The organism is Pseudoflavonifractor phocaeensis (genome assembly GCF_038439875.1).
Classification (GTDB): Bacteria; Bacillota; Clostridia; order Oscillospirales; family Oscillospiraceae; genus Vermiculatibacterium.
Genome location: NZ_JBCDMT010000007.1, coordinates 227,135 through 253,827, shown reverse-complemented (window position 1 = coordinate 253,827; position 26,693 = coordinate 227,135). Strand labels below are relative to the sequence as shown.

Annotated in this window: 27 protein-coding genes and 2 pseudogenes; 22 read left to right on the top strand and 7 right to left on the bottom strand. The window is 58.6% G+C overall.

The features are described from left to right. Window positions 1-51 precede the first annotated feature (51 nt). The 4 genes from AAEU42_RS14415 (at window position 52) to AAEU42_RS14400 (ending at window position 3,170) form a co-directional block, all read left to right on the top strand. Window positions 52-294 carry a hypothetical protein gene (locus AAEU42_RS14415; protein ID WP_342234255.1) on the top strand — a complete coding sequence of 81 codons (243 nt, stop codon included), beginning with the start codon at window positions 52-54 and terminating at the stop codon, window positions 292-294. Continuing rightward, window positions 291-1,844, top strand: a complete 1,554-nt coding sequence (locus AAEU42_RS14410) for a sodium:solute symporter family protein (protein WP_342234254.1) — start codon at window positions 291-293, stop codon at window positions 1,842-1,844. Before AAEU42_RS14415 ends, AAEU42_RS14410 begins: the two co-directional genes overlap by 4 nt. A gap of 60 nt (window positions 1,845-1,904) precedes the next feature. Beyond that, on the top strand, window positions 1,905-2,534 hold the full coding sequence (locus AAEU42_RS14405; RefSeq protein ID WP_342234253.1) for a hypothetical protein: 630 nt from the start codon (window positions 1,905-1,907) through the stop codon (window positions 2,532-2,534). A 99-nt stretch (window positions 2,535-2,633) separates the two neighbouring features. Next, the gene (locus AAEU42_RS14400; RefSeq protein ID WP_342234252.1) at window positions 2,634-3,170 is read left to right on the top strand and encodes a nitroreductase family protein; all 537 of its coding nucleotides are present in this window, start codon (window positions 2,634-2,636) and stop codon (window positions 3,168-3,170) included. A 35-nt stretch (window positions 3,171-3,205) separates the two neighbouring features. On the opposite strand, the gene AAEU42_RS14395 is transcribed toward AAEU42_RS14400, so the two are convergent. The 7 genes from AAEU42_RS14395 to AAEU42_RS14365 form a co-directional block, all read right to left on the bottom strand. Further along, window positions 3,206-3,469 (bottom strand): hypothetical protein, encoded by a 264-nt coding sequence (locus AAEU42_RS14395; protein WP_342234251.1) that lies wholly within the window; start codon window positions 3,467-3,469, stop codon window positions 3,206-3,208. Window positions 3,470-3,481: 12 nt separating this feature from the next. Then, on the bottom strand, window positions 3,482-3,868 hold the full coding sequence (locus tag AAEU42_RS14390) for an SHOCT-like domain-containing protein (protein ID WP_342234250.1): 387 nt from the start codon (window positions 3,866-3,868) through the stop codon (window positions 3,482-3,484). 25 nt (window positions 3,869-3,893) lie between these two features. Further along, entirely contained in the window at window positions 3,894-4,253 is a 360-nt protein-coding gene (locus tag AAEU42_RS14385) for a DUF2089 domain-containing protein (RefSeq protein ID WP_342234249.1), read from the bottom strand. Window positions 4,254-4,418: 165 nt separating this feature from the next. Next, a complete protein-coding gene (locus AAEU42_RS14380; protein ID WP_342234248.1) occupies window positions 4,419-5,795 on the bottom strand; it encodes an FAD-dependent oxidoreductase in 1,377 nt (458 codons plus the stop codon). Then, window positions 5,792-6,253 carry an RrF2 family transcriptional regulator gene (locus AAEU42_RS14375; RefSeq protein WP_342234247.1) on the bottom strand — a complete coding sequence of 154 codons (462 nt, stop codon included), beginning with the start codon at window positions 6,251-6,253 and terminating at the stop codon, window positions 5,792-5,794. Before AAEU42_RS14375 ends, AAEU42_RS14380 begins: the two co-directional genes overlap by 4 nt. Beyond that, window positions 6,250-6,681 (bottom strand): rhodanese-like domain-containing protein, encoded by a 432-nt coding sequence (locus AAEU42_RS14370; RefSeq protein WP_342234246.1) that lies wholly within the window; start codon window positions 6,679-6,681, stop codon window positions 6,250-6,252. The genes AAEU42_RS14375 and AAEU42_RS14370 overlap by 4 nt, the downstream gene beginning before the upstream one ends. A gap of 285 nt (window positions 6,682-6,966) precedes the next feature. After that, window positions 6,967-9,057, bottom strand: a complete 2,091-nt coding sequence (locus tag AAEU42_RS14365; protein ID WP_342234245.1) for a PTS sugar transporter subunit IIC/EAL domain-containing protein — start codon at window positions 9,055-9,057, stop codon at window positions 6,967-6,969. Window positions 9,058-9,858: 801 nt separating this feature from the next. Between AAEU42_RS14365 and AAEU42_RS14360 the strand changes: the two genes are divergently transcribed. The 18 genes and pseudogenes from AAEU42_RS14360 (at window position 9,859) to AAEU42_RS14275 (ending at window position 26,687) form a co-directional block, all read left to right on the top strand. Further along, the gene (locus AAEU42_RS14360) at window positions 9,859-10,062 is read left to right on the top strand and encodes a helix-turn-helix domain-containing protein (protein ID WP_087235317.1); all 204 of its coding nucleotides are present in this window, start codon (window positions 9,859-9,861) and stop codon (window positions 10,060-10,062) included. Between the two features lie 271 nt (window positions 10,063-10,333). Then, the gene (locus AAEU42_RS14355; protein WP_342234244.1) at window positions 10,334-11,233 is read left to right on the top strand and encodes a DUF6017 domain-containing protein; all 900 of its coding nucleotides are present in this window, start codon (window positions 10,334-10,336) and stop codon (window positions 11,231-11,233) included. A gap of 5 nt (window positions 11,234-11,238) precedes the next feature. Continuing rightward, a complete protein-coding gene (locus tag AAEU42_RS14350; protein ID WP_342234243.1) occupies window positions 11,239-11,721 on the top strand; it encodes a PcfB family protein in 483 nt (160 codons plus the stop codon). Further along, window positions 11,718-13,487 (top strand): VirD4-like conjugal transfer protein, CD1115 family, encoded by a 1,770-nt coding sequence (locus tag AAEU42_RS14345; protein ID WP_342234242.1) that lies wholly within the window; start codon window positions 11,718-11,720, stop codon window positions 13,485-13,487. The genes AAEU42_RS14350 and AAEU42_RS14345 overlap by 4 nt, the downstream gene beginning before the upstream one ends. A 28-nt stretch (window positions 13,488-13,515) precedes the next feature. Beyond that, on the top strand, window positions 13,516-13,737 hold the full coding sequence (locus AAEU42_RS14340) for a Maff2 family mobile element protein (RefSeq protein WP_342234241.1): 222 nt from the start codon (window positions 13,516-13,518) through the stop codon (window positions 13,735-13,737). 66 nt (window positions 13,738-13,803) lie between these two features. After that, window positions 13,804-14,670, top strand: coding sequence for a VirB6/TrbL-like conjugal transfer protein, CD1112 family (locus AAEU42_RS14335; RefSeq protein WP_309442439.1), 867 nt, complete (start codon window positions 13,804-13,806; stop codon window positions 14,668-14,670). Window positions 14,671-14,736: 66 nt separating this feature from the next. Continuing rightward, window positions 14,737-15,579: a radical SAM protein gene (locus AAEU42_RS14330; RefSeq protein WP_309442440.1), complete on the top strand. Its 843-nt coding sequence runs from the start codon at window positions 14,737-14,739 to the stop codon at window positions 15,577-15,579. Window positions 15,580-15,584: 5 nt separating this feature from the next. Then, window positions 15,585-15,986 carry a PrgI family protein gene (locus AAEU42_RS14325; RefSeq protein ID WP_342234240.1) on the top strand — a complete coding sequence of 134 codons (402 nt, stop codon included), beginning with the start codon at window positions 15,585-15,587 and terminating at the stop codon, window positions 15,984-15,986. Next, window positions 15,937-18,360: a VirB4-like conjugal transfer ATPase, CD1110 family gene (locus AAEU42_RS14320; protein WP_342234239.1), complete on the top strand. Its 2,424-nt coding sequence runs from the start codon at window positions 15,937-15,939 to the stop codon at window positions 18,358-18,360. The genes AAEU42_RS14325 and AAEU42_RS14320 overlap by 50 nt, the downstream gene beginning before the upstream one ends. 2 nt (window positions 18,361-18,362) lie before the next feature. Next, window positions 18,363-18,998 carry a hypothetical protein gene (locus tag AAEU42_RS14315; protein WP_342234238.1) on the top strand — a complete coding sequence of 212 codons (636 nt, stop codon included), beginning with the start codon at window positions 18,363-18,365 and terminating at the stop codon, window positions 18,996-18,998. Further along, complete coding sequence (locus AAEU42_RS14310; protein WP_342234237.1) at window positions 18,986-20,002, top strand: DNA cytosine methyltransferase; 1,017 nt, start codon at window positions 18,986-18,988, stop codon at window positions 20,000-20,002. The genes AAEU42_RS14315 and AAEU42_RS14310 overlap by 13 nt, the downstream gene beginning before the upstream one ends. Further along, window positions 20,003-21,901, top strand: coding sequence for a C40 family peptidase (locus AAEU42_RS14305; protein WP_342234236.1), 1,899 nt, complete (start codon window positions 20,003-20,005; stop codon window positions 21,899-21,901). A gap of 23 nt (window positions 21,902-21,924) precedes the next feature. Further along, the gene (locus AAEU42_RS14300; protein WP_425288226.1) at window positions 21,925-22,659 is read left to right on the top strand and encodes a phosphoadenosine phosphosulfate reductase; all 735 of its coding nucleotides are present in this window, start codon (window positions 21,925-21,927) and stop codon (window positions 22,657-22,659) included. After that, window positions 22,646-22,927 carry a DUF4315 family protein gene (locus tag AAEU42_RS14295; protein WP_025654212.1) on the top strand — a complete coding sequence of 94 codons (282 nt, stop codon included), beginning with the start codon at window positions 22,646-22,648 and terminating at the stop codon, window positions 22,925-22,927. Before AAEU42_RS14300 ends, AAEU42_RS14295 begins: the two co-directional genes overlap by 14 nt. After that, window positions 22,917-23,408 (top strand): annotated as a pseudogene (locus AAEU42_RS14290) (SH3 domain-containing protein); the annotation flags it as partial. The gene AAEU42_RS14295 and the pseudogene AAEU42_RS14290, both read left to right, overlap by 11 nt. Before the next feature lie 111 nt (window positions 23,409-23,519). Beyond that, window positions 23,520-24,071: pseudogene (locus AAEU42_RS14285) on the top strand (DUF4366 domain-containing protein); the annotation flags it as partial. After that, on the top strand, window positions 24,068-26,167 hold the full coding sequence (locus AAEU42_RS14280) for a type IA DNA topoisomerase (RefSeq protein ID WP_342234235.1): 2,100 nt from the start codon (window positions 24,068-24,070) through the stop codon (window positions 26,165-26,167). The pseudogene AAEU42_RS14285 and the gene AAEU42_RS14280, both read left to right, overlap by 4 nt. Beyond that, the gene (locus AAEU42_RS14275; protein WP_342234234.1) at window positions 26,154-26,687 is read left to right on the top strand and encodes a hypothetical protein; all 534 of its coding nucleotides are present in this window, start codon (window positions 26,154-26,156) and stop codon (window positions 26,685-26,687) included. The genes AAEU42_RS14280 and AAEU42_RS14275 overlap by 14 nt, the downstream gene beginning before the upstream one ends. Window positions 26,688-26,693 lie beyond the last annotated feature (6 nt).

Genomic DNA, 26,693 nt, shown 5'->3' with positions numbered 1-26,693 from the left:
GATTCCCCTGAGGCAGAACCACCGAGCTAAGAGAAAAAGGAGGTACGAAGCGTGAATACCAAGCTGTTTGTATGTTTAAATGTCCTGTATTTCATTTTTGACTATGTCTGTATCCCTCTCATTAACCCCGACGGCGTCATATTCGGGTTTATCCCCTTCCAGATGTTCCTGTATGCCATCATGGGTGTTGTCTCCGCCGTGTTGTGGGGTACGTATTTTACCCAGTTCTTCAAGAAGCAGGAGCGCTATGATGAGGACGGCAATATTGTGGTGAAAGGAGGAAAAACGAAATGAACAGCAACATTCTGATCGTTGTTGGGCTGGTCGTCTACGTTGTGATCCTCCTGTGGGACGGCATCCGCCGTCTGTTTAAAAACAACAATGCCGAGACCTATTATACCGCCAACCGCGGCATTGGTAACCTGGCGCTGCTGGCCACCGTCGCCATGTCGATTTTCAGCGGACTATCCTATTACGGATATCCCTCTTCCATCTATAAGTTCGGCGTTGGCTACCTCTCCGGCAATGGCGGCTATATTACCGCCCTGATGTTTTGTACGATTGGTTATCGTCTGTGGATCCAGGGCAAGGAATACGGATTCAAATCCCCCGCCGAATATCTACGCAACCGCTACTACTCCGAGGGTTACGGCTTCTTTGTGGCGGCGCTGCTCTTTGTGTTCATCATCCCCTATATTGCGACCCAGGTCATCTCCATCGGCACCGGCATGGAGGTTTCCACTGCCGGTATGATCAGCTACGGCGTGGCCGTGGGTGTGGCCTGCGTGGTCATCGCGGCCCATACGCTGTGCGGCGGAATGAGCTCTGTGGCCTGGATGGATACGTTCCATTTCTTCCTGGGCTACGGCGCCCTGGCGCTGGTCATCTTCTTTGTGACGACCAGCAACTTTGAGGGCGGCCTTATCAAGGGCCTGCAGCAGGCCTATGAGATCACCAAGGCCGGCGCGCACTCCGCCGTTCTCTCCAATCCCGGACCTACCGGCACCTATACTGTGGTCGGGAATATCAACAACGCTCTGGCCGGAGCCATTGCCAACCTCTTCTGGCCGCACATCTTCGTGCGCTGCTTTATGGCCAAGAACAAGAAGAATTTCCAGGTCATGGCCTGCGCGCTGCCCATTTTCTATGCCCTGTGCTTCTTCATGCTGGCCGTGGTCGGCGCCATCCTGGCTCCCGCGCTGCTGGGACCCGACGTTGTCAACACCGATACCGTCATGCCCCTGCTGTCCACCCAGTTTGCCCCCAAGTTTGTGACCTTTATCTCCATCCTGTGCCTGTGTGCCTTTGCGATCTCTACCACGGACTCCTTCCTGCTGATCGGCGGCCAGCTGGCGGCTGAGGACATCTTTGTCCACTGGAAGTACCTCAAGGGCGAGAAGATCGAAGACAAGAAGTCCGTCCGTTTGGGCCAGGTCGCGATCCTGTTCCTGATGTTCGCGATGCTCTTCATTGTATTTACGAGGCCTGCAAGCATTACGGACAATGCCTATAAGCTGTCGTCGCCCTTCTTCGGTATGATCATGCCCGCTACTATCCTGGGCCTGTATTGGCCCCGGGCGTCCAAAGAAGGAGCCTGGGCCGGTACCGTGTCGGGCCTGCTGGTCGTGGTGGTTTTCACCTTCTTTGTCAAGCCTCCGCTGGGCATTTCCGCGTTCCTGTGGGGCCTGATCGTCAACTTCATTGTTATGATCGGGGTCAGCCTCAGCACCAAGGTGCCCGAGGAAATCGTCGAAAAATACATCTCCAACGTCAGCAATATCATTACCACCGGCAACAGCTGCTATGATATCGTGGACAGCACTGTGGCCAAGGTCATCAAATAAAAAGGAACGGCTTGACAATCTAGAAAGGAGCTCAGCAGTTTTATGGAGGACACATGTCTGTTGGACATCTTTGGGATCCAAATCAAATACCACCCTGGCTGGCGGATCATTCCGGATAGTTCTTATAGCCTGAACTACGACAGCGGGCTGTTTCGATTCGAAGAAAATGTGGTGGAGAAACGCTCACGTGTCTCCCTTGGACTGCGCTGGGAATGCTCGCAAACAGATAATGAGACCTTTCTGAATGAATTCAGCCAAAATATTGAGGCAGAGTACCACAAGGCGCTCAAAGGCAAAAGCCGCCAGTTTGAGCTGCTGCGGGACGAGATCATTGAAAACGGCCAGGGGGTCCGGATGTGTGTGATCGAGACGCAGTATAAGGCGACACAAGCCCTTGTGAACAACCCCAAAAAAATGCAGCGTCTCCGGGTCTGCAATGTGGCGTTCTACTGTGAGATGACCCACCGTATGGTCATCTGCAGCCTGGTCACCACTCCGCAGTATATGGAAGAAAACCGGGAGTTGTTGGAATCGCTGCTCTTCTCTCTTCAGACCAGAGCGGTCTACTCCCCCGAGATCGAAGCCCAGCGCATGGAAAAGCGCGCTCAACTCCGGGCAGAGGCAAAGAAGAAAAATCAGTCTCCGCTCGCGGCTCTGAACGGCCTGTTCAAGCGCAAAGCCGTCGGCTAAAGAGGCCCGGTCCGCAGGAGAGGCCCCATACATTCCAAGCGGGTACCCGGCATCGCAGCCGGGTACCCGCTTGTATTGATTAAAAAAGGAGATAGTGACATGATAGAAACCATGCTGAACCGCCGCAGTGTGCGCCGCTTTTCCGACAGGCCGGTGGAGGAGGAAAAACTTCAGCTGCTCCTCCGTGCCGCCATGCAGGCTCCCTCCGCGAAAAACGCACAGCCGTGGGAGTTCCTGGTGGTAAAGGATAAGGAGGTCCTGGAGGCGCTGGCCAAGGCTCAACCCTATGCCATGGCAATCAAAAATGCTCCGCTGGGCATTGTGACCCTCTGCAACAAGGCGCGCTATACCGATGACCTGGACGCCTTTTGGCAGGAGGACCTCTCCGCCGTGACCCAAACCATCCTTTTGGCGGCCGCCGAACTGGGGCTGGGGACTACCTGGCTGGCGCTGGCTCCGCTGGAGGAACGCATCGAGTATGTCCAGAAGTTGTTTTCCCTGCCGGAAGCGGTTATCCCCTTTGCGATGCTCCCTGTGGGGTACCCCATGCAGCAGCGTGACGCGGCTTCCCGGTTTGACGCAAGCCGGGTCCATGGCGTCCGCGGGTTTGAGGTGGAGGGGGCGTTCCAGCGCTGACGCGCTGTGGACGCCCCCAATCAGCGTACTGTATTTTATAATGTGATGGATACAAACGTGCCGTCCGAGGCCTCCACGTGGACCACCTCCAGCCCCTTGTTTTCCCGCAGGACATCCAGGCACTCTCCCAGGATCATGCCGATGGTCTCCTTGGTGATGAGGCTGGCGTAAGGCTCCGGGGTGCCGCTCCGAACCTCCTCAAAGACCCGGTCCGGGACCCACCGCAGGGCGAACCCGGCCATGGAGACCGGCAGGGGCATGGAAAAGCGGAAGTCCGCCGTCCTGACCTTTACTTTCATCCCGTCCGCGCCTTAGGGATCCACAAAGACGCGCACCGTGGTGCCGTCGGCGCTCTCCACGTTGACGAAATCCCCCTCGATCTCCTCGTCCAGGCACTCGGAGATGGCGTCCATCATACTGGAGAGGTCCACGCCCTCCAGCTCTTTCTCGGGGATGGGGAGCTTGCCTGTGGCTTTCAGAATCTTTTTGATGGCGCCCACGGGAAACTGGACCTTGACCTTGTCCCCGTCGACGCTGTCCACAATGACGCGGAACATCTTTTTGTCGTAGCTGGTCCGGGCCGGAACGGCCTGTTGCCCAGGCAGGTCCGGGTTCATGGCGGCCATGAGCTCGGCCCCCTGCTCGGCCGTAATGGTCCCCTCCTCCACCATTTTGAGGATCCTCAATTTCTCGTCCATGATCGATCACCTTTCATCTCATATATTATTTCAGCTGCGCGATGGCCTGCTCGGCCGTGATCTCCCCGTTTTCCAGAGCCCTGAGGATCTCCTCCTTTTTGGCCGACTGCTGGTCCGGCCCCGTTTCATACCCCAGCTTTTTGATGACCGCGTCCAGCTTGGAACGGACGGTGGGATAGGAGATCCCCAGTTCCTTCTCCACTTCTTTGATGTTTCCCCGGCAGCGGATGAATGTCTCCGTAAAATAAAGCTCCTCATCGGAGAGATAGTCAAATTTGCTCAGGCTGAAGTTGTTTTCGATCACGGTGTCGCAGGCGTCGCACTTCAGCCTTGCCACGGTCAGTTCCCGGCTGCACACCGGGCAGCGGCTGATGACCTTTTTCATCTCATCACGTCCTTTCTGCTAAGGACAATATAATACTATATATCAAAAATGTCAATAAATAAATTAATATTATTAATTTAAACCTTAATAATTTTGATTTTCAAATAAAATGGAAAAGGACCGACACAGCCATTCTCGACTGTGCCGGTCCTTTTTTCCAAAATATTACCCGTGAACGGCCCCGAAGAGGTCGTTGAGGGCTTCGGTCATGGTGGGGTGGGTGTAGATGCTGTCCCGCAGGACGGTATAGGGCACCTTGGCGTCCATGGCAAGCTTGATGAGGTTGATGGTCTCGTAGGACTCCTCGCAGAAGAGGTGGGCGCCCAGGATGAGGCCGGTGTCGGCGTCGATGACCGCCTTCAAAAGCCCGGTGGGCTTCTGGAGCACGTTGGCCTTGGGGATGGCGGCGGCGGCCAGCCTGGCGATTTTCACGCTGTAACCCTTGTCCCGTGCCTCCTGCTCGGTGAGGCCCACCCGGGAGAAGGGAGGGTCCAGGAACACGCTGTACGGCACCTGCCCCCGGTTGGCGGTGGTGCGGCTGCCGTCGCCCAGGACGGCGGATTTGACGATGCGGAAGTCGTCCAGGGAGATGTAGGTGAACTGGAGGCCCCCCGCCACGTCGCCCATGGCCCAGATATTGGGGGCGGTGGTCCGCAGGTGTTCGTCAGTCTTGACGGCCCCCCGGTCGGTGAGCTCCACCCCGGCGGCTCCCAGGTTGAGCCCCGCCACGTTGGGCCGGCGTCCGGTGGCCACCAGCAGGGCCTCCGCCTCCAGCACCCGCCGCCCATCGGCGTTTTCAATGGTGATTTCGGCGTGATCCCCTACATCCTCCACCCCCAGGGTCTTGGTGGAGCGCAGCACCTCCACGCCCCGGGCGGCCAGGCTCTCCAGCACGGCCCCCGCCACCTCCTGGTCCTCCCGGGGGAGAAAGACGGCCCCATCCTGGAGCACGGTGACCTGGCTTCCGAAGTTGGCGTACATGGAGGCAAACTCCATGCCGATATACCCGCCCCCGATAATGACCAGCCGCCGGGGCAGGTCCCTGCGATCCAAAAGGCTCTCGCTCAGATAGACGTACCGGCTCTCCTTGAGGCCGGGGATGGGGGGCACGAAGGGCCGGGCGCCGGTGTTGATAAAGACCTGCCCGGCCTCGATCTCCTCCCGGCTGCCGTCGGCCATGGCCACGGCCACGTGGCGGGCGTCCAGGAAGGAGCCGTCGCCGGTCAGAACGGTGACGTTGGGGTGGTCGGCCAGCTTGTGGTAGTTCTTTCCCCGGAGGGCCCCGGTGAGCCGGTCCTTCTCAAAAATGGCGGCGGCGTACCGCTCCGCCTTCTCGGCGAAGGAGCCGCCCATGGCGGCGGAGAGGGCGGCGGAGTGGACCAGGGACTTGGTGGGGATACAGGCCACGTTGATACAGGTGCCCCCGTACATCTTGTCGGAGCGCTCCACCATAATGACGCTCCTGCCGGCTTCCGCCAGCGCTCCAGCCAGGGTCTTGCCCCCTTTGCCGAAACCAATGACGACTGCGTCCGCTTTTTTCATACTGGGTTCCTTTCTGCGGCCTCTTGGGCCGGCTTGTCCGGTGCGGGGCGGAAGATCCGCTCTTCCAGGTCCCGGATGGTGATCTGTCCCAACGTGTTTTTGCACTGCTGATCCAACCGCCCATAGATCTCGTCCATCAGTCCCGCCATGCCGGAGGCCACCAGGCAGGTCATATTGGGGTCCCCGCTCTTCCAGGCGGTGGAGACGAAGCAGGCGTCCATGGCGAGGCTCACCTCCTTGAGGGTGATGCCCCCGGCGGGTCTCGCAATGGCGTAGCCCCCGTGGGGGCGGCCCTCCCTGGTGGAGACCAGCCCGGCCTTCCCAAGGGCGGCCAGGACCTTCCGCACCCGGGCGGGATTGGTGCAGATGTTCTCCGCCAGGGCCTCGCTGGAGAGAGTCTGGGCCTTGTGGCTCAAATACACAAGGGCGTGGACGGCGATGTTGAAGTCACTGTTCATCCCGCATCACTCCCCGTCACGGTGTCGTAGGACCAGTCCACGATGCCTCCCATGTCGTAGACATTTTCATAGCCCAGCTCTATCAGCTTGTCGGAGGCCTGCTTGCTTCTGACCCCCGTGCGGCAGTAGACGAGCAGTGTGGCGTCCAGCTGGGGGAGGGCCTCGGGCTGCTGAGTACCGATATCCTCGTTGGGGATCAGGATGGCGCCGGGGATGTGGCCGGCCTCGTATTCGTCACTCCGCCGCACGTCCACGATGGTGACATCCCCGTCCTCCATCATCTCCTTGGCCTCCTCGGCGGTGATCTTGTGGTAGGCGGTCTCCTCGGGGCTCTCTTCGGCGGAGGGGGCGGGCTGCGTCCCGCCCGCCGCGCAGGCGGACAGCAGCAGGACCAGGCCCAGGGCGAGCAGGGGAGCGTTTCGTTTCATGGCGGGGCTCCTTTCCGGCCGGATCAAAGATCAAACCGCTTTCTATACTGTAACTATAATATTTACAGTATAATTTGTCAAGGGATTTTGCAAAAAAGGCCAAATCTTTATGAAAGATCCAGAGGCGGTTTATAAAGGCGGCAGACTATTTCGAAAAAGTGCCCCTCGACACGGCCTGGGTCCAGGCAGGGATTTTCCGCCGCAGCGCGGCAAAAAAGGCCGTCCGGCCGGGAATTCCGGACGGACGGCCTCTTGATCCTGCGAGGGTTTTGGAAATGTGCTCTGTCAGACGGGGAGGGAGGCCGGGAGTTCCTTCCCGCAGGCGAGGAGCTCCTCCCGGGGGATGGCCGGGCTGTACAGGTACCCTTGGAAAACGGTGCAGCCCAGGGCCAGCAGGGCGTCCCGCACCTCTCCGGTCTCCACGCATTCCGCAATGACCTGGAAATCCAAACCCTGTCCCAGGGCGACGATGGAGCCGATGATCTCCCGGGAGCGGCTGTTCTCCAGCACCTGGCACACCAGGCTTCCGTCCAGCTTCACATAGTGGAAGTGGTTGTTGCGCAGATAGTTCAGGGAGGTCTTTCCCATGCTGAAATCGTCGATGGCCAGCGTGATGCCGCAGGAGCCGAAGCGCTCGATATTGGCGGTGATGTGGGGCAGGTTGACCAGGGAGGTCTCTTCCGTCACCTCCAGAACCAGGCTGCGGCACACGTCGTTTTCCTCCGCCAGGCGGATGATCCGTTCCGTCAGCGCCGGGTCGTTGAGCTGCTCGGCCACAATGTTGGCCGATATGTGGATGTCCTGGCCCAGACCTTGGCGGAGAACCGGGATATCCCGGCAGACCGTGGTGAGGACGCGCCAGGTCAATTCCTGATAACAGCCGTCCTCCTGGGCCAGCTCGATGACCACGGGGGGATAGACCGCCGAGTCCCCGTACCGCCAGCGCAGCAAGGCCTCGGCCCCCGTCACCCGGCCCTGGGCGTCCACCTGGGGCTGGTAGTGGATGGGCAGGCTGCCGCGCTCCACGTCGGCCCGCAGCTGGCCGGCAAGGGCCTTGGCGATCACGCCCAGGCTGTCGGTGCGCTCCAGGTAGCGGGGCTGTTCCCCGGTCTCCTGACAGCGGCGGAAGTCCTGGGTCAGCTCATCAATCAAATAGAGCTCCCGGCTCTCCTTCAACCGCTCCGACAGCATGACAAAGGGGATGTAGATCAACGTCCCCAGGACCACGGACACCAGCTGCACCACAGTGCCGTGCCAGGAGCCGGTGGCCAGATACCCGCTGAAGAATACGGGGGTGGTCCAGTTCACCGCCTGCTGGGCGGCGGGCATCCAGCCGATCAGAACGGCCCCGTAGGACAGGAGCATGGAGAAGATGGGGGTCAGGATAAAGGGGATGGCCAGAATGGGGTTGAGTACGATGGGAAGGCCGAAAACCAGGATCTCGTTGATGTTGAAAAGGGTCAGGGGGACGGCGGAATAGGCCAGCCTGCGGTCGTTTTTCTGGCGGGAGACCAGCAGCAGGGCCAGCAGCAGGCACATGGTGGCGCCGCTGCCCCCCAGAACGGCGAAGTTGTCCAGAAAGGATTTGGTGATGACGCCGCCGGCGGTCCCCTCGGCGGTAAAAACGGTCTGCGCCACCGGGTCCAGAGCGTTGCCGCCGTGAATGCCGAAGGCCCAGAGAAGGTCCAAAAGGAGCAGGAACATCACCCCGTTGCCCGGCTCGCCGTTCAGGCCGCCGAAGGCGCGGAACAGGAGCCCGCTGATGAGATCATTGAGGTTTCCCACGTGGAACAGCTTTTGAAGGAGCAGGTTCCCCAGGGTGAACACCGTCACACAGACCACCACCGGGAGAATGGCGGACATGGAGCTGCGGAAGTGGATGTCGTTGCCCGCGGCATAGGAGCGGTAGCGGCGGTACATTCCCAGATCCAGAAGAAAAAAGAGGCGGGTGGCCAGGATGGAGCAGACCATGGCGGTAAAGACCCCGATGGTCCCGAAGCAGGACAGGGTCAAAGAGCCGCCCGCCCCGCCGAAGGAGGCGATAAAGCAGGCGCAGGCGGTGACCATGGCCGTCATCCGCAGGGTGAGGTTTTGACCGGCCAGGCTGTCGGAGTAAAAATAGCTGATGGCCAGGACCAGGTAGAGGGACAAAAAATCTGTGGTGGCCCCCACGATGAAGCCCAGCAGGGATAAAAGAGCGCCGCCCGCGAAGGAGGCGAGGAACTCCTGATAGAGAGGGACGGGGAAATTGCTCAGCAGCAAGGCGAAAGACCCGGTCAGCACCACGGGGATCACCAGCAGGAATCCCTTTTTGATGGCGCTGAGCACCAGGTTGTTTTCCATGGCGTAGATTATTTTTCGGATGCGGACGAACAAGACCTCACCCCCATGACGGCTACTATTGTAACATATTCTTTCGGTGGGGGGAAGAGTAGAGAGGGGTGTATATGGGACCCCAAAGCGTATAAAATGTAAAAAAGAGCGGTATTTTGTGAAAATATGTAAAAACAGTGTGACTATTTTCCTTCGCAGACCGGTCTGAGCGGCTTGCGGAGACGAAGGGCTGCGGAACCTGTTGGGCAAAAATTACCCAGAATGATGGGCGGTGGCTTGATAGGCCATCATAAAAACTGATTTTCACCCCTTTGAGATGAAATGTGCGATACATGGTCCCAATAAAAACAGCTCTGCTTTTGATAAAAAAGCAGAGCTGTTTTTGAGCTGCCATTACTGGGCAAAATCGATATCCGGCCTTCGTTCCGCCCGCAGGCGGCGTCCTCTTCGGGGCGGAGCCCAGCGAAGCGGATCCGCCCCGAAAGCGAAGAAACACCCCGTCCGGCTAAGAATCCTCGCCGTCAGGCGAGGATTCTTGCCAAAAGGGGTGTTTCTGAGCTGGCACGCCTGAGGGGATTCGAACCTCCGACCTACCGCTTAGGAGTATGGCGTGCCGCTTGGTACATCGTCCGTTTCATAATTTGCCTTGTTGTTTTATCCGAAATTGTATTGCCTGGTTACTGGTCAATCTGCATAAAAATTCCTGTGATGCCGCCTCGTGACGGGGCGTTCAGAAAGTCAAATTAGCAAATTCTTAGCAGGAATGGTGTCTAACAGGGCCTTTCCCATCAGGGAAACCGGGCAGGTATGGGCAAAATGCCGACAAGAAACAGGAGGCAGATTATGAGTGCATCGGGCGGAAAGCAGACGCCGAAAAACAGAACCTACACCGTGGAGGACATAGCCGCTATTCTCGGCATTGGAAAATCCTCTGCCTATAAGCTCGCAAACTCCGGCGAGTTTCAGACGATCCGGATCGGAAACATGATCCGCATTTCCAGAAAATCTTTTGAGGATTGGCTGGGGATGGAGGAGAACGAGGAGTAAGTCCCCAAAATTTAAGGGAACAACTGAATACAGACCGGCCATCTGCCGGGGAACGCCATAGGTTACACAAACCTGTGGCGTTTTTTTATGCCCTGCCAAGGGTGCATGAAACTGTATGAATACGGGTGGAAAATCCCCTGTTTTTTCGCCTGTGGGCGGCGAAAGTGAAACCGCCCATATTCTTTCCCTCATGGGAGGCGGGGTGGTGATACAGGGGCGAAAATCCGCCGAAACGAACACTTTTCAAAACCGAAGGAAGGAGGTATCCAACATGGCGGTATTCCGCATTGAGAAAACCCGTGATTATACGGTGATGTCCAACCACCACCTGCGGGACAAGTCGCTCTCGCTGAAAGCGAAGGGCCTTCTCTCCCTCATGCTCTCCTTGCCGGAGGAATGGGACTATACCACCAAGGGGCTGGCTCGGATCTGCAAAGATGGCGTTGACAGCATCTGCGCCGGGGTGCGGGAGCTGGAGGAACACGGCTATGTGATCCGCCAGCGGGTCCGCAACCCCAACGGCCAGCTCGGCGCCATCGAGTACACCATCCTGGAGCAGCCCAGACCGCCGGAACCAAAACCGCAAAAACCTGAACGGGAAAATCCAGTCTTGGATAATCCTGAACAGGCTTCCCCTGTCTTGGAAGAACCTGAACAGGGAAACCCCGCACAATTAAATACTAATAGATCAAGTAAAGAAAAATCAAAAAAAGATCTATCAAGTACGGAAGGATCAAATCCTGTCCAATCAATCCCCCAAACCCCCAGGGGCTCGGACCGGAAAGGACGGGACCGGATGCGGGAACGGGAAAGCTATCGGGAATTGATTTTGGAGAACATCGAGTATGACTGCCTCATCCAGAACCACCGCCTTGACCGTGACCGCCTGGACGAGCTGGTGGAGCTCATGGTGGACACGGTGTGCTCCAACCGGGAGATGATCCGTATCGCCGGGGACGACTACCCGGCGGAGGTGGTCAAGTCCCGGTTCCTGAAGCTGGACAGCTCCCACATCGAGTATGTGCTGGACCGGATGCGGGAGAACACCACCTATGTCCGCAATATCAAAAAATACCTGCTGGCCGCCCTGTATAACGCCCCGGCCACCATCGGCAGCTATTACACTTCCCTGGTGAGCCACGATATGTACGGCGGCGGAGATCGGAGGTGATGTGCGTGCAGGAAGAAATCACCCAGGGCGCGGTCTCCCTCTCGGTGGAGACCGGCAAGATGACGGCGGACCTGCTCCAAAAGGCCGTGAAGAAGGTGCTGGAGGAGATGCAGAAGAAGCCCTCCCAGCGCAGCTTACACCAGGGAAAACAGACCCTGCACCAGCTCAAACAGCATGGGGCCTCCCTGACCAACATCGAGATCACGGAGCAGAACATCAAGGCGTTTTCCGTGGTGGCGAAAAAGTATGACATCGACTATGCCCTGAAGAAGGACCCCACCACGGAGCCCCCGCATTACTATGTGTTTTTCAAGGCGAAGGATAAGGACCAGCTCCAGCCGGCCTTCAAGGAGTTCACCGCCATGACCCTGGATCGGGAGAAGCACCCCACCATCCGGGAGCGGCTGGCCCAGGCTCAGGAACAGTCCAAGACCAAACACCGGGAACGGGAGAAGGTCAAGACCAAGGACCGGGAGGTGACGCGATGACCGATAAGCTGAAAAAGCAGCTCATCCTCAACCTTCCGTATCTCATCTTTGTGTATCTCTTTGACAAGCTCTGCCAGGGCGTGCGGCTGGCTCCTGGGGCTGACGCCTCGGAGAAGCTGCTCCATATCGGGCAGGGCTTTTCAGCGGCCTTCGCAAGTCTGGCACCCAGTTTCCATCTGCTGGACCTGTGTGTGGGTGCCGCCGGCGCGGTGCTGATTCGGCTGGTGGTCTACTCCAAGGGCAAAAACGCCAAGAAATACCGCCGCGGCATCGAGTACGGGAGTGCCCGTTGGGGCACACCTGCCGACATCGCTCCCTACATGGATAAGGACTTCTCCCAAAATGTTCTCCTTACCCAAACGGAGCGGATCACCATGTCAAGCCGCCCAAAGGAGCCCAAGTACGCCCGGAACAAAAATATCCTGGTCATCGGCGGTTCCGGCAGCGGCAAGACGCGGTTCTTCGTCAAGCCCAACCTGCTCCAATGCCATTCCTCGTATGTGGTCACGGACCCGAAGGGCACCATCTTACAGGAAGTCGGCGCCCTGCTGGAGCGCAGGCAATATCGTATCAAAAGTCTGAACCTCATCAATTTCAAAAAATCCATGAAATATAATCCCCTGGCGTATATCCGCAGCGAAAAGGACATTTTGAAACTGGTGAACGCCCTCATTCTCAACACCAAGGGAGAGGGTGAAAAGAGTTCCGAAGATTTTTGGGTCAAGGCCGAGCGGTTATACTATTCTGCCCTCATCGGCTACATTTGGTATGAGGCGGAGCCGGAGGAGCGCAACTTCATCACCCTGCTGGACCTTATCAACGCATCGGAGGCCAGAGAGGATGACGAGGAGTTTCAGTCCCCGGTGGATCTGCTGTTTGCCAAGCTGGAAAAGGAGCAGCCAGATCATTTCGCCGTGAAGCAATACCGCAAATTCAAGATGGCTGCCGGCAAGACCCTGAAATCCATCCTCATTAGCTGCGGCGCCCGCCTCTCTCCCTTTGACATTCAGGAACTACGGGACCTTATGGCGGAGGACGAACTGGAACTGGACACCCTGGGAGACCGGAAATCGGCGCTGTTCGTCATTCTCTCCGACACGGACAGCACCTTCAATTTTGTGGCGGCGCTCATGTACTCCCAGCTTTTCAACCTTCTGTGCGACAAGGCGGACGACTTCTACGGCGGCCGCCTGCCGGTCCATGTGCGGTGCCTCCTGGACGAGTTCGCCAACATCGGGCAGATACCAAACTTCGATAAGCTGATCGCCACCATCCGGAGCCGGGAGATCTCGGCTTCTATTATTTTGCAGTCACAAAGTCAGTTAAAGACCATCTACAAGGACGCTGCGGACACCATTGTGGGTAACTGCGACAGCACCTTGTTTTTGGGAGGCAAGGAGAAATCCACCCTGAAAGAAATCTCGGAGCTGCTGGGCAAGGAGACCATCGACAGCTTCAATCAATCCGAGAACCGGGGCAGCCAGGTCTCCCACGGCCTCAACTATCAGAAATTGGGAAAGGAGCTGATGACACAAGACGAACTGGCGGTAATGGACGGAGGCAAATGTATTTTCATGCTGCGGGGCGTGCGCCCGTTCCTTTCGGACAAGTACGACCTGACCAAACATCCCGACTACAGATATACTGCCGACGCCGACAAGAAGTACCTCTTTGATATGGAACGGTACATGAAACGCAGACCGGCCATCGTAAAGCCGGACGAGCCTTTCGAGATGTACGAATTGACAGCCGCAGACCTACAATAACGATTCTACAACGAAAGGAAATGTGAATATGAGCTTTTTTACCAGTGCTATCGACGTTTTGCAGACTCTGGTCATCGCCCTGGGCGGCGGCCTGTGCGTGTGGGGCGGCATCAACCTTCTGGAAGGTTACGGCCAGGACAACCCCGCTTCCAAGAGCCAGGGCATCAAGCAGCTGATGGCCGGCGGCGGTGTCGCCCTCATCGGTATGATGTTGATCCCCCTGCTGGCCGATCTGCTGTCCACTACCTGATGTCCGCCAACAAACCCCACGGGAGGCCTCGGCACACGGGGCCTCCCGGAAAGGAGGTGATCCCCGTTGATTTTTGACGCAATACAGGAGTGGTTCCAAGAACTGCTCATTGACGGTATCATATCCAACCTGACCGGGATGTTTGATACCCTGAACACAAAGGTGGGCGAGATCGCCGGGGAGGTCGGCATGACGCCCGCCGCCTGGAACAGCGGCATCTTCAATATGATCCGCAGCCTTTCGGAAACGGTCATCGTCCCCATCGCCGGCATCATCCTCACCTTTGTCATGTGCTACGAGTTGATCCAGCTCATCGTCGAGAAGAACAATCTACATGACTTCGACACATGGATCTTCTTCAAGTGGATTTTTAAGTCTTTCTGTGCGGTGCTGATTGTCACGAACACCTGGAACATTGTCATGGCGGTGTTCGATGTGGCGCAGAATGTGGTCAACCAGTCGGCAGGCGTCATCATCTCGGATGCTGGCATCGACATATCCAGCGTGACCGCTGATCTGGAAACCCAGCTTGCAGACTGGAGCATCGGCGCCCTGCTGGGGCTGTGGTTCCAGAGCATCTTCGTGGGACTGTGTACGCAGATACTTTCCATCTGCATCTTCCTGGTCATTTACGGCAGAATTATTGAGGTGTATTTGGTCACTTCGATAGGTCCCATCCCATTTGCCACGATGGTCAACCGGGAATGGGGAAACACGGGGCAGAACTATCTCCGCTCCCTGCTGGCCCTGGGCTTCCAGGCGTTCCTCATTATGATCTGTGTGGGCATCTATGCGGTGCTGGTGGAAGGCATTTCGCTCAGCGGCGACAACATTTCCGGCGCTATTTGGGGGTGCATGGGGTACACGGTACTCCTGTGCTTCACCCTCTTTAAGACCGGCAGCCTCGCAAAATCCCTGTTCGGGGCGCACTAAGGGGGTGGCTGATTGAAGGTTGGATTGATCGATGTGGATTCTCACAACTTTCCAAATCTCTGTCTGATGAAACTCTCCGAATACCATACCCGGCGGGGCGACCGGGTGGAGTGGTGGAGCCCCAAGGGGCATTACGACCTGGTCTATAAAAGCCGGGTGTTCACGGATACCTATTCCAGGGACAACATCACCGTGACCAATGCGGACCAGGTCATCCAGGGCGGCACCGGCTACGGGCCGGGCGGGAAAGACCTTCCGTATGAGATTGAGCACATCCGGCCGGACTACTTTCTCTATCCGCGGTTTTTAGGAACAGCCTACGGATTTTTGAGCCGAGGCTGTCCGAGAAACTGCGGATTTTGCATTGTCAGCGGTAAAGAAGGGCGCAGGAGCGTCAAGGTCGCTGACCTCTTTGAATTTTGGCGCGGCGAGGATGAGATCAAACTGCTGGACCCCAATCTGCTGGCCTGCCCGGACCATGAGGCGCTGCTGCAGCAGCTTGCCGACAGCCGGGCGCTGGTGGATTTCACTCAGGGGCTGGACATCCGACTGACCAGCCCGGACAACATTTTCCTGCTGAACAAGGTGCGAACCAAGGCGGTACATTTTGCCTGGGATAACCCGGAGGAGGATTTGACGGAGTATTTCCGCCGCTTTGTGGAGCATACCGCCATCCGAAGCGACCGAAACCGGCGTGTCTATGTGCTGACCAACTATGGAAGCACCCATGAGCAAGACCTTTACCGGGTGAACACCTTGCGGGCTTTGGGGTATGACCCCTATGTAATGATCTATGAGCGCCCCACCGCCCCTAAGATTACCCGCCATCTTCAGCGGTGGGTGAACAATAAACGAATTTTCCATGCGGTAAAAGATTTCAAAGACTATATTCCCACAAGAAGGAGTTGATGTGATTGGCCTATGTAACGATCCCGAAGGACCTGAGCAAGGTGCAGAGCAAGGTCCTGTTCGGGCTGACCAAGCGGCAGGTGATTTGTTTCGGAACGGCGGCGCTGATTGGCGTGCCGCTTTTCTTCTTAGCCAAGGGCGCGCTGGGCACCACCACGGCGGCCCTGTGTATGATCCTGGTCATGCTGCCCTTCTTCCTGTTTGCTATGTACGAGCGGAACGGGCAGCCCCTGGAGGTGTTCCTTGGGCACCTCATTCAGAACAAGTTTATCCGTCCAAAGGTGCGGATCTACCAAACCAACAACCTGTACTCCGCGCTTGTGCGGCAGCACGAATTGGAACAGGAGGTGAGAGCGATTGCAGGTAAAAACCGCAAGACCCGGAAAAACGGCAAAGCCCAGACGTAAACTGACCCGCAATGAGCGCAGGCAGATCGAGGCGGTGATCCGGCAGGCAAAGGGCGATGGGAAAACCCATACGGTGCAGGACAGCATCCCTTTCCGCAATATGTTCCCGGACGGCCTGTGTCGGCTGGATGGCGGTGCCTTCTCCAAAACCATCGCCTATGAGGATGTGAATTACCGTCTGGCAGGGCCGGAGGATCAGCGGAGCATCTTTGAAAGCCTCTGCGACTTCTATAACGGCTATGACCCCACCATTGGGGTGCAAATGACACTCAGCAGCCGGTATGTGGAGCATGGACTGGAGGAGGACCTGTTCGGCATCCGTCCCCAGGGCGACGACCTGGACCCCATCCGTGAGGACGCAGCCGGGATACTCCGTTTCCAGTATGAGCGGGGCAGCAACGGATATGTGAAAACAAAGTATGTCACCCTGACCATCGAGGCGGAGAACCTGGCGGCGGCGCGGGCGCGGTTTGCCCGTATCGAGACCGACACCCTCAACCGCTTCAAGGTCATGGGGGCCGCCGCGCATGTGCTGGACGGGAAGGAGCGGCTGGAGCTGCTTCACGGCATCCTTCACCCGGAGGGCGGAAGGTTCGCTTTCGATTGGGACTGGCTGGCGCCCAGCGGCCTTTCGGTCAAGGACTTCATCGCCCCGTCCTCCTTCCATTTCGGAGAAACCCGTACCTTCCGCATCGGCGAGATGTACGGCGCAGTCAGCTTTTTGCAGATCACCGCCCCGGAGATCCACGACCGCATTTTGGCGGAGTTTATGGAGACCGAGGGCAACATCCTGGTGACCATGCACATCCGAGGCATCAACCAGAACGAGGCCATAAAAATGGTCAAGCGGAAGATCACCGACTTGGACGCCATGAAGATCGCGGAGCAGAAACGGGCGGTTCGCAGCGGGTATGACATGGACATCCTCCCCAGCGACCTTGCCACCTACGGCGGCGCGGCCAAGACCATCCTCCAGGACCTGCAAAGCCGGAACGAGCGAATGTTCAATCTGACCTTCCTGGTCATGCACATGGCGGCAACCAAGCAGAAGCTGGAGATCGCCGTATCCCAGGCGGCCAGCGTCGCCCAGACCTACAACTGTCTCCTCACCCGGCTGGACTTCCAACAAGAGGATGGGCTGATGAGCAGCCTTCCCCTGGGCCTGAACCGTATCAAGATTGAACGCAGCCTCACCACATCAGCCCTGGCGGTGTTCGTTCCCTTCGTCACCCAGGAATTGTTCATGGGCGGCGAGTCCATGTATTACGGCCTGAACGCCCTCTCCAATAACATGATCCTGCTGGACCGCAAGCAGTCCCGGTGTCCCAACGGCCTGGTGTTTGGTACGCCGGGCAGCGGCAAATCCATGAGCTGCAAGCGGGAGATCACCTTCATCATCCTGACCACCAAAGATAATGTCATCATCTGCGACCCGGAGGACGAGTATTCGCCCCTGGTGAAGCGGCTGGGCGGTCAGGTGATCCGGCTGTCCCCGTCCAGCACCGACTATGTGAACCCCCTGGACATCAATCTCAACTACTCGGACGAGGAGAACCCGCTGGCGCTGAAATCTGACTTTGTTCTGTCCTTCTGCGAGCTCATCATGGGCAGCAAGACCGGGTTGGAGGCCATCGAGAAAACCGTCATCGACCGGGCTGTGCAGAAGATCTATCAGCCCTATTTTGCCGACCCCAGACCGGAGAATATGCCCATTCTGGGCGATTTGATGGAGGCGCTTCTGGCACAAGGCATCCCGGAGGCCGACCGGGTGGCCCAGGCGCTGGACCTGTATGTGAACGGTTCGCTGAACTTCTTTAACCACCGCACCACCGTGGACATCCGCAACCGCCTTGTCTGCTTTGACATCAAGGGCCTGGGCAAGAACCTGAAAAAGCCCGGTATGCTCATTGTCCAGGACGCGGTGTGGAACACCGTCACCATCAACCGGGCCATCGGTCGGTCTACCTGGTATTTCGTGGACGAGTTCCACCTTCTGCTGAAGGAGGAACAGACTGCGGCGTACAGCGCCGAGATTTGGAAACGGTTCAGAAAGTGGGGCGGCGTGCCGACCGGGGCGACGCAGAACCCCAAAGATCTGCTTTCCTCCCCGGAGATTGAGAACATTCTGGAAAACAGCGATTTCATCTATATGCTCAACCAGGCCGCCGGCGACCGGAAGATCCTGGCGGAGCGGCTGAACATCTCCCCGGAGCAGCTTGCCTATGTGACCAACTCCGACCCCGGCCATGGGCTGCTGTTCTTCAACAATGTCATCCTGCCCTTTGCGGATGACTTCCCTAAGAACACGGAGCTTTACAAGCTGCTCACCACCAAGCCCAGCGAGGTGGAGCACGCGGCGGAAACGGAGGCGTGAATATGAAAAACAAACTGTATGTCATCAACGGCAAGACCTATCTCTCCCACATCAACGATGAGGTCCACCTGTATGGGCTCCTCCACCAGCTCGCTTTTCTGGCTGGCCGCATCAAGGACGAGGAAGATGTGTTCCATGTGCTGGACACGGCGAAGCGGTACGGTGAGATCGCCGAGGAGAAGTTCCAGAGCTGGGGCATCCCCGGCCGCTATCTGGTGTTCGGCGACCCCAAGGATTTGAAGGGGCTCATGGACAAGGAGCTGGACGAGGTGGAGGTGGTTCCGGAGGAGGAGCCGAAGCCCAAGAAATATCGGGATGAGTACATCATCCCCGGCAGCGGTTTCCGTATGCTGGTGGGCGACATCTACAACCTGATCGTTCTCTATCACTCCCTGGCCCGCTGCCTGTCGGAGGCGGAGACGGAGAAGGATTTTCTCCGCTTGAAAAAGCGGGCCGGCAATTACGAGAAAGAGATGAAGCGGATCTACCGCAGCCTGGGCCTCCCAGAGGGCAGCGGCATCGCGCATGATACCCTGGAGGAGGCCATCATCAAGCGTCATAACCTGATTCCGCTGGAGGAAGTGGAGGACGATTCCCAGGATGACGGCCTTGAAGGGGATGAGGTATGGAGCGTCTGACCCATGTAAGCCTGTTCTCCGGCATCGGCGGTCTGGACCTGGCGGCGGAGGCAGCCGGATTCGAGACCGTCTGCCAATGTGAATGGGCGGACTACCCCTATTCTATCCTGGAGCGGCACTGGCCGGATGTGCCGAAGTTCCGGGACATTACCACATTTACGAAGGAGGCGTTTTTTGAGAAAACAGGACTTGAAACAGTCACCATCATTTCCGGCGGCTTCCCCTGTCAGCCCTTTTCCACCGCAGGAAAGCGGCGTGGCTTTGCGGATGAACGCTACCTGTGGCCGGAAATGTGCCGCGTTATTGCCGAACTGCGGCCCCGTTGGGTGCTTGGGGAAAATGTTGCTGGCTTCATCAATATGGGGCTCGACAAAACGATTTTTGACCTGGCAAAAGCGGGATACGCTGTTCTCCCATTCGTATTTCCGGCTTGCGGCGTCGGCGCATGGCATGAGCGCCAGCGAACTTTTATCGTCGCGGCTGATGTTTCCCACGCCCCTTGCCTCCGACAAATCCACCTGCCGGGACGCTGCCAACCTGGATGTGTTCCTGTCGGACAACGGGATATTCCGCAAGCGGAACAAGGACGGGACGATCTGGAGCCTGTCCCTGTCGGCGGCGGTATTCTACTTGACGCCGGCGGCGTCGGAGGGCTACCGCTCCACCCTGAAACCGGCGGCCTTCCGGGGCAAATCCCCATCCTCCAACCTGTCAGCCCAGGTGATCCACCAGGAACAGCCCCTGTCGGAGAAGGCGGCGCTGAACCCCGATTGGGTGGAATGGCTCATGGGCTTCCCGCAGGGATGGACGGACGTATCCTCTGGGCCAGCGAGCCGGAGGGCGTCCCCCGCATAACCGAGGATACGAAGGATCGGGCGCTGCGGCTGAAAACCCTGGGGAACGCAGTCTGCCCGCCCCAGGCCTATCCCATTTTTCACTACATTTCCCTGATAGAGACCGGGGCGTGCGCCAGCATCTGCCCCTACGGAGGAGGTGACGGATAAATGCAGGAATGGAAAGCCTCCGAAAAGGAGGCGCAGAAGATGACCCGTGATGGGGCCATCTCGGTGAACCTGGTGACTGGCGAGGCAACCCATATTTCAGACCGTCCCCCGGAGCAGGATTATTCTTCTGCGGATGAAACGGCGGGGGCATTGAACCGGGCGGCGGACGAGGTGGTGGGACACCGGGAACGCCGGCAGACAAAAAAGGCGCGGCGAAAGCGGCGAGACACCTTTCGGGAGGGTGAGGAGGCCAGGGACCGCCCTTCCTCCCGTTTGCAGTTTTCCGAGACAGACCAGGCGGCGCCGGAACTGAAAAAGGCCATCCGTAAGTCGGACAAGGCGGCGGATCGGCTGGACGCGGCGAAAGCTGCTGTCCCCGTAAAGCCTCCCGGCAAGGAGCATGGCAGCCCATTGTCCCGGCCGGTGCAGGAAATACGGTCCACCCTCCACGGCGAAGTGAGCAAGGTGGAGGGCGATAACTCCGGCGTTCAGGCCGGCCACCTGGGAGAACGGCAGATTGAGAAGGCCGTGGGCTATGGCAAGCGGCGTTTCCATCAGGCGCGTGCGGACCGGAAAATGAAACCCTGGCGGGATGTGAAGCAGGCGGAGCAGGCAGCGGTGAAAGCCAATGCCGATTTCTACTGGCGGAAGTCCGTCATGGAAAATCCCCAGCTTGCGTCCAGCAACCCCATCTCCCGCCTGTGGCAGAAAAAGCGACTGCAAAAGCAGTATGCTGCCGCACATCGGGCAGGGACCGGCGCGGCCCAGGCTGCGGGAAAGGCATCCCAGACCGCCGCTTCCGCAGCGAAGAAAGGCGGCGGGACCATCGCCCAGAAGCTGGGCGGGCTTGTGACGAAGAACAAACACACCCTTCTCATTGTGGGAGGGATCGGCTTGATCCTCATGCTCATCATGGGGCTGATGCAGTCCTGCACTTCCATGTTCGGGGGCGGGACTTCCGGCCTGGTGGCGTCCTCCTATCTCTCCGAGGATGCGGACCTGACCGGGGCCGAGGCCGCCTATTGCGGGATGGAGGCGGAGCTTCAAGAATACCTGGACACCTACGAGGCCACCCATGACTATGACGAATATCACTTTGACCTGGACGAGATCGAGCATGACCCTTATGTGCTGCTGTCCATCCTGTCGGCGCTCCATGAAGGGGTGTTTACCCTGGACGAGGTGCAAGGCGACCTGGAAATGCTCTTTGACAAGCAGTACATCCTCACCGAAACTGTGATCACCGAAACAAGGTATCGGACGGAAACCCGGACAGATAGCGAGGGCAACGAGTACGAAGTGGAGGTGCCATACACCTGGTATATCTGCACCGTCACGCTGGAAAACTTTGACCTCTCTCATGTGCCGGTCTACATCATGGGCGAGGATCAGCTTTCCATGTATGCCGTGTATATGTCCACCCTGGGCAACCGGCCGGATCTGTTTCCGTCCTCCGGGTATGTGAACAAGTACATCGAGAACCCGCCTACGGCCTGGGACATCCCCGCCGAGTACCTGACGGATGAACGGTTTGCCACCCTCATCACCGAGGCGGAGAAATACCTGGGATACCCCTATGTGTGGGGCGGGAGCAGCCCGGAGACATCGTTTGACTGTTCCGGCTTCGTCAGCTATGTGCTGACCAGCACCGGGCTTTGTAACACCGGGCGGCTGGGCGCCCAGGGGCTCTACAATATCTCCACGCCGGTATCCGACCCCCAGCCCGGTGATTTGGTGTTCTTTGTGGGCACCTATGACACCAGCGGTATCTCCCATGTGGGTATTTATGTGGGCGACGGGATGATGCTGCATTGCGGAGACCCGATTTCCTACACCAATTTGAATACAAGTTACTGGCAGTCTCACTTTTATGCCTACGGCCGGCCGCCGTACAACTGATGGGAGGTGAAACACACATCAATATGGTTTCCTATGGGGGCGGTGTCAACAGCACCGCCCTTTTAGTCGGTCTGCACCAGCACCGTATCCCGGTAGACCTGATCCTCTTTGCGGATACCGGGGCGGAGCATCCCCACACCTATGCCTACCTGGACATCATGGACCGCTGGCTGAAGGACCACGGGATGCCGCCCATCACCAGAGTGTATAAGACCACGCGGGACGGAAAGCGGCTGACCTTGGAACAGGAGTGCTTGCAGAGCGGCACCCTGCCTTCTATGGCCTATGGCTTCAAGCGGTGTTCCCTGAAACACAAGATCGGGCCGCAGGAAAAGTTTTGCAACCATTATCCGCCCTGCCGGAAGGTGTGGGCGGCGGGCAAACGGGTGGTCAAGTTCATCGGCTACGACGCCGGCGAAGGCTACCGCAGCGACAAGGTGCTGCTGGGGGATCTGGCCGACCCCAAGTACAGCAAGTGGTATCCCCTGATGGAATGGGGATGGGACCGGGCGGCTTGTCAGCGGGCCATTGATGATGCGGGGCTGCCCCAGCCGGGCAAGTCCTCTTGTTTCTTCTGCCCCAGCATGAGGGCGGAGGAGATCATCTATCTGCGTGACCACCACCCGGACCTGTTCCAGCGGGCCATCGCGCTGGAGGACAACGCCCGCCCCAATTTGAAAACGGTCCAGGGCCTGGGCCGCAACTACTCATGGAAAGAACGGTTTGGAAAGGAGAATTGCACACATGGCAACTGTTGAGAAAATCCGCCGAGACATCGAAAAGACCAAGGAGAAGATCTCCGAACAGCAGAAGCGCCTCCGCTCTCTGGAGGCGCAGCTTGTGGAGGAGGAGAACCTGGAGATCGTCCGCATGGTCAAGGCGGTAAAGATGGACAACCGGGAGCTGACGGCCTTCCTGAAGGCTTACGCCAGCGGCCTCATCACCCTGCCGGAGGGCATGATGGAGGCGGAGGCGTCGGCTGACCCCGGCGAGAACGAGATGGAGGACGCCGAGTATGAAGAATAACACGATCATCCGCCTGTTTACGGCGGCTCTGGCCGTGGTGCTCTGTGCCACGGCTTTTGCGGTCCCCGCCTTTGCCGGCGGCGGGGAGGGTGAACCTTACTACACCGAAACGGAGGCAGGCCTCACGGAGGATGACGGGACCCCGGAAATCACGGTTTCCGATGATGAAGATACTGCCGGCGGCGATAATGCGGAGGCCGGCGGTGACACCCTGGACCAGCTCACCGAACTGTTGAGCAGCCTGGGAACCGTGACCGTCACCGAGGATGGCATCCTGTTCACTCCCAACCTGGAGGGGCTGGAGCCCCTGCGCACCGGCACCGTGACCACCTGCGGCGGCAATCTGAATGTCCGCACCGGCGCAGGGCTGGACAATGACGCCTTCACCCAGCTTCCCAACGGGGCTCAGGTGGAGGTCATCGGCACCGAGGGCGAATGGGTCAAGGTGCTTCTGCCGGAGCGGGAGGGCTATGTTCATTCCGATTACCTGACCATCACGGATACGGGCAGTTTTTCCCTCTCCCTGGATGGGGCGGACCTCTCCGCTTTGCTGGAACTGCTCCCCTCCGGCCTCTCCGATGGAGGAGCCGCCCTCACCCCGGATGGGAACCTCTCCCTGATCGACGACCTGGGCGGGGCTTCCTCCGGCAAACAGTTCATCACCGTGGAGACCAAGGGCGGCAATGTGTTCTATCTCATCATCGACCGGGACGACGAGGGGGTGCAGACCGTCCACTTCCTGAACCAGGTGGACGAAGCCGACCTCCTGGCCCTGATGGAGGATGGCGAAGTCCAGGAGACCCCGGCGGTCTGCACCTGTACGGAGAAATGCCAAGCCGGTGCGGTGAATACCGCCTGTCCGGTTTGTGCGGTGAATATGAGCGAGTGTGCCGGGAAAGCGCCGGAGGAGGAACCGGAGCCTGAACCGGAGCCGGAGAAGGAGTCCGGCAGCGGCGGCGCCCTGGTATTGATCCTGCTGCTGGCGGTGTTGGGCGGCGGCGGAGCCTTCGCCTATATCAAGTTCATCAAGCCCAAGCAGGGCGCAAAGGTCAGCGCCGACCCGGACGACTATGATTTTGAGGATGAGGAGGAATATATCAACGAGGATGCCCCTGAACCGGAAGAAACGGAGGAAACGAAATGAAGCTGATGATCTGTGAGAAACCGAGTGTTGCGAAAGCCGTTGCGTCGGCCCTGGGTGTCACATCCAGGGCCGATGGCTGTTTTGAAGGAAATGGGCTCATCGTTTCCTGGTGTGTGGGACACCTGATGTCCCCGATGGACGCAGCCGGGTATGACCCCGCCTATAAGAAGTGGAAGTATGACGACCTTCCCATCCTGCCGGTGCCCTTCCATTATGTGCTGGCGAAGGGCAAAGAGGACGCCTTCCAGAATTTGAAGCGCCTCATGGAGCGCCCGGATGTGACGGAGCTGGTCAATGCCTGCGACGCCGGGCGGGAGGGCGAACTGATCTTCCGGCTGGTCTATGAGGCTGCCGGATGCTCCAAGCCCTTCTCCCGCCTCTGGATTTCTTCGATGGAGGACGCGGCGATCCGGGAGGGCTTTGCCGACCTGCGCCCCGGCGGGGCCTATGATCCCCTGTATCAGTCGGCGCTCTGCCGCCAAAAGGCGGACTGGCTCATTGGTATCAACGCCACCAGGTTGTTTTCAGTATTGTACCATCGCACCCTGAATGTGGGGCGGGTGCAGACGCCCACCCTTGCCATGCTGGTGGACCGGGACAGCAGGATCACCCTGTTCCGCAAGGAGAAATACCATCATGTGCGGCTGGCGCTGGATGGGGCCGAGGCGGTGTCCGAGAAGATTACTGCCCCGGAGGAGGCGGAGACCCTGCGGGCGGCCTGTGCCGGCGCATCGGCATCCTGCACCTCCGTCACCCATGAGAAGAAGAAAGAGGCGCCGCCCAAGCTCTACGACCTGACCACCTTGCAGCGGGAGGCAAACCGGGTGTTCGGTTACACGGCCAAGCAGACCCTGGACTACGCACAATCGCTGTACGAGAAGAAGCTGCTGACCTATCCCCGGACGGACAGCCGGTATCTGACGGTTGATATGGCGGAGACCGCCTCTGTGGTCCTGCATCTGGCGGCGCGGGTGCCGCCCTTCGATGCTTGCCCGGACTTCTTCCCTGATGTTGCGGCGCTGGTGAATGATGGGAAGGTATCCGACCACCACGCCATCATCCCTACGCTGGAGCTGGAGAAAGCCGACCTGTCCGAACTGACCGTGGGCGAACGGAACACCTTGCTGCTGGTGTGCCGGGAGCTGCTGTGTGCGGCGGCGGAACCCTATGTGTATGAAGCGGTCACGGCCACTTTTGATTGTGGTGGACACACCTTCACCGCCAAGGGGCGGCGCATCCTCTCCGAGGGCTGGCGTGAGATCGACCGCATTTTCCGCACCTCCCTGAAGGAGCAGCCGGAGGACGAGGCGGAGCCCATCGCCCTGCCGGATTTCACCGAAGGCCAGACCTTTGACCAGGTGGATGCCTCTGTCACCGAACACTTCACCGCCCCGCCCAAGGCGTACACGGAGGACACCCTTCTGGCGGCGATGGAGACCGCCGGAAAAGAGGATATGCCGGAGGACGCCGAGCGCAAGGGCCTGGGCACCCCGGCGACCAGGGCGGCCATCCTGGAAAAGCTGGTGGCGGCCGGATTTGTGGAGCGCAGAGGCAAAAGCCTGATTCCCACCAAAGCGGGGATCAACCTGGTTACAGTCCTGCCGGACACCTTGACCTCTCCTATGCTCACGGCGGAGTGGGAACAGAAACTGACCGCCATCGCCAGGGGCGAGGGCGACCCCGCCGCTTTCATGGCGGGGATCTCTGAAATGACGCGGGAGCTGGTAAAAACCTATTCCCATATCTCCGAGGAAGGTCAGAAACTGTTCGCCCCGGAGCGGGAGACCGTGGGCCTCTGCCCCCGTTGCGGCAAACCGGTCTACGAGGGCAAAAAGAATTTTTACTGCTCCGACCGCTCCTGCCGCTTCGTGCTGTGGAAGGATGACCGCTTCTGGACCTCCCGCAAAAAGGAGCTGACCCGGAAGATGGCTGCCGACCTGCTGAAGAAGGGCCGCACCTCCGTCAGGGGGATGTGGTCTGAAAAGAAGGGTGCCGCTTATGACGCGGTGGTGGTGCTGGATGATACCAGCGAAAAGTATGTCCGTTTTAAGATGGAGTTTCCCAAGCGAAAGGAGGGTGTGAATGGCAAAAAGTAAATCGGATATTTCGATGAACGATCTGAAAGCAATGCTCCCCCAGGAGGGGGAACCTGCGGAGCAGGAGGCAACGCTTCGAGCTCTGTCCTCCCTCTCCCAGGAGGATAGGGATCTCCTGGCCGCTGTGCAGGAGTCTCCCTTCCGCCTGACTACTTTGGAGCAGTTCCGAGAGTTTCCCGCCAACACGGAGTATTTCATCCTGGAGCACAACATCAGCAAAGTGGAGGATGTGGGCTGGCGCTATCTGGCGCAGCATTTGGACATCCTTCTGCCCCCGGAGCTGCTGGACGCCATTGATCCCGTTCCCTTCGGCAACCATGCCATGCGGGAAGAACAGGGGTGCTTTACGAGCCGAGGCTATCTCACTCTCTCCGGCGATGAGTGGGAGCATGAGCGCCCCAAGGAGAAGCAGACGGAGAAAAAGCCCTCCATCAAGGAGCGGCTGGAGCAGAGCCGGAAAGAGTGTGCGGGTCAAAGCAAGGCGCAGCCCCATCGGGAAAAGTCTGCGCCGGAACTGTGAGGAGGT